Source organism: Myxococcus vastator (genome assembly GCF_010894475.1).
GTDB lineage: Bacteria > Myxococcota > Myxococcia > Myxococcales > Myxococcaceae > Myxococcus > Myxococcus vastator.
Window position 1 is genome coordinate 1 of the sequence record NZ_JAAIYB010000723.1, and the last position, 2,575, is coordinate 2,575.

2 protein-coding genes are annotated in these 2,575 nt (G+C 72.9%); one reads left to right on the forward strand and one right to left on the reverse strand.

Annotation, left to right across the window (positions count from 1 at the left end; genetic code table 11):
- Window positions 1–1,664 (reverse strand): HEAT repeat domain-containing protein (locus G4D87_RS36545; protein WP_240358899.1); only part of this gene is annotated, 1,664 nt, incomplete at its 3' end.
- Window positions 1,665–2,085: 421 nt separating this feature from the next.
- Here G4D87_RS36545 and G4D87_RS36550 point away from each other — a divergent pair.
- Window positions 2,086–2,445 carry a helix-turn-helix transcriptional regulator gene (locus G4D87_RS36550; protein WP_163787411.1) on the forward strand — a complete coding sequence of 120 codons (360 nt, stop codon included), beginning with the start codon at window positions 2,086–2,088 and terminating at the stop codon, window positions 2,443–2,445.
- Window positions 2,446–2,575: the final 130 nt, after the last annotated feature.

Genomic DNA, 2,575 nt, shown 5'->3' on the forward strand with positions numbered 1-2,575 from the left:
GGACTGGGGTTGCTTGAGGGGGCCTGCGGAGCCGGCGCGGGCGGACGCTGTACGGGGGCGGCCTGCGGCGTCGGCACGGAAGAACGATGCACGGGGGCCGCGGCCTGCGGAGTCGGCGCGGACGTGGAAACCACCGGCGCTCCCGCGGGGCCCACTCGCCCTTGCACAGGCCCCACCGGACCAGCCCCCTGCGCGAGCCCGACAGTCACCGCCTGCCGATTCACAGCGCCCACGGCCACAGCCGCGTGAGCGGGCTGCTCGACCGCCGCCACCGGCGCCTGAACCGCCGCGGCGACAGGCACTGCTGGCGCGACCGCGTGCACCAAAGCCGCCGCCGGACGAGGCTGCTCCAGCCGCGCCCGCACGGGCTTCACGGGCAGCGTCGCCAGCCGGCGAATCTCCCGGCGGCGGTGCGTCTCGTCCAAGGCCACCACCGACGACACGTCCTGCCCCAGGATGCGCGACAGGCTCTGCGCGGCCGCCTTGCGCACGCGCTGCTCACGGTCGCCCAGAGCGCCCAGCAGCAGCGTGCGCGCGTTCTCCCCAGCACCCGCTCCGAGCGCCAGCGCGGCCAGCGCGCGCGCCTCCGGATCCGCGTCGTGGATGGCCTCCTCGCCCAGCCGCCGCGCCGTCTCCCCTTCCAGGCCCAGCGCCAGCAGCGACGCGCGGCGGCGCACCGAGCGGTCCGGGTCCTTCATCGCCTGCGCCAGGTGCGGCGCCGCGTCCGTCGGGGCCAGCGTCAGGAGCGCCTTGAGCGCCGCGATGCGCACCTCCGGCACCGGCGACGCGAGCAGCGGCGACACCACCGACGCGCCCTCTTCCTGGCACAGCGACGCGAACGCCTGGAGCAGCGCAACCTGCGCCGTCGGATCCGTCTCCGCGTGCAGCGCCGACGCCAGCGCGGGTGCGGCGGCCGGCTGCGACAGCGCCTTCAATCGCTCCGCGGCGCGCACCCGGGCCGCGCCGTCCTGCGCGGACAGCTCGCGGACGGAGAACCCGAACAGCGTCTCATCCGTCGTCCCACCGAACCCCGCGTGCGAGGACAGCTCCGCGTGCTGCGCCGCGCTCACGCCCAGCCGTCCCGCCTGCAGGAAGCGCTGCGCCTCACGCGCCACCGGAGACAGGCCGTCGCCCTCGACGACAGCGGCCACGGGCGGCTCGCTCACCGGCGCTGGCGTCAGGGGAACACTGGTCGCCGTCTCACGCAGCGGCAACGACGAGCGCCGCGTGGGGACCACCAGCCCGCGGGCCACCGGACCCGCCTCACCGCGCAGCAGCACCTCGCTGCGAAGCTGGGAGATGAACGACGCCAGGTCGAGCCCCAGGTCGTCGTCCTCGTCGTCACGCTCCTGGGAGGAGGCGCGGATGCGCCCCACGTCCAGCAGCTTGTCCATCATCTGGTTCCGCTCGCCGCGCAGGGCCTGGTTGAGCCGGGCCAGCTCCTCGCGCTCGGCCTGGAGCCGACCCGCGCGGACCTCCAGCTCGGCGACCTCACGGCGCAGGCCCAGCTCGCGCTGATGCGTCTCCGCCACCTCGCGCTTGAGGTGCTCCATCTCATCGCGTGTCGAGGCCAGCTCGCTGTGGAGCTGTTGGGCACGCGCCTCGAAGTAGACGATTTTTTCGAGTGCGCTCTTGAGCAGCGCGTCCGGACGCTCGTCGCTCACGACCTCAACAGCCTCCCCGCGAGGCACGCGGCGCGGCCTGCGGATCCGAGTCACCGGGGGTTTGCACCGGATTCCCGGTACCTACCGGGGGGCCCACCCTACGTCAGACGTCCTCACTTCGTAAACCACGGAAACACCAGGGCTTTTCCCAGCGCGTCCCGGGCCGTCATTGACAACGCCGCCCAGGCCGAATTTTCGGCTTCCGAGCGCTCGCGGGGGCCGCGCGAGCCACCTCCGTCTCAACGGGTTGAAGCGCTCGATTCCGGACGCTCCACCACGGCCTCCCGGAAGCCCCGGAATGTCAGACCCCACTCGTAATCTGTGTTCCACGAGGCAGCCAACGGCCGTCACTTCTCCCCGGTGCCTCTCCGCCTGGATGCGGGGGGACGAAGCCCTCTTTTCGACAGGTTTTCCGCACGCCATGGAACAACGACTGGCAACCCTCATTGGAAACGCGGTCCGCGCGGCGCGACAACGGCTGGAGCTGACCCAGGCCGACGTGGCCGAGCGCGTTGGCATCGCCACCGAGGTGTATGGCCGCCTGGAACGCGGCCACATGCTTCCCAGCGTCCGCACGTTGCGCAAGCTGTGCCTGGTGCTCAACTGCTCATCGGACGTGCTGCTGGGAATGGCGGGCGTGGAAGGCGCGCCCGCGCTGGCGGAGGACCCGCCGGAGTACCGCGAGCGCCCGGAGGTCCGCCGGCTGCTGCGCACGGTGCGCAAGCTGGACGCGCCGCGGCTGCGCCTGCTCGGGCAGGTGGCGAACGCGCTCGAGACGTAGCGATACAGCGAGGACCCAGCCGGGGCGGTGGAGACCCTGGCTGGGACCTGAAGGGGGGTGAGGGGCCGGACGGATTGCGCCCTGGCGCAAGCGCTTGGCGCGTGGAGTGAAGCAGCCGCTGCTGGGGGGG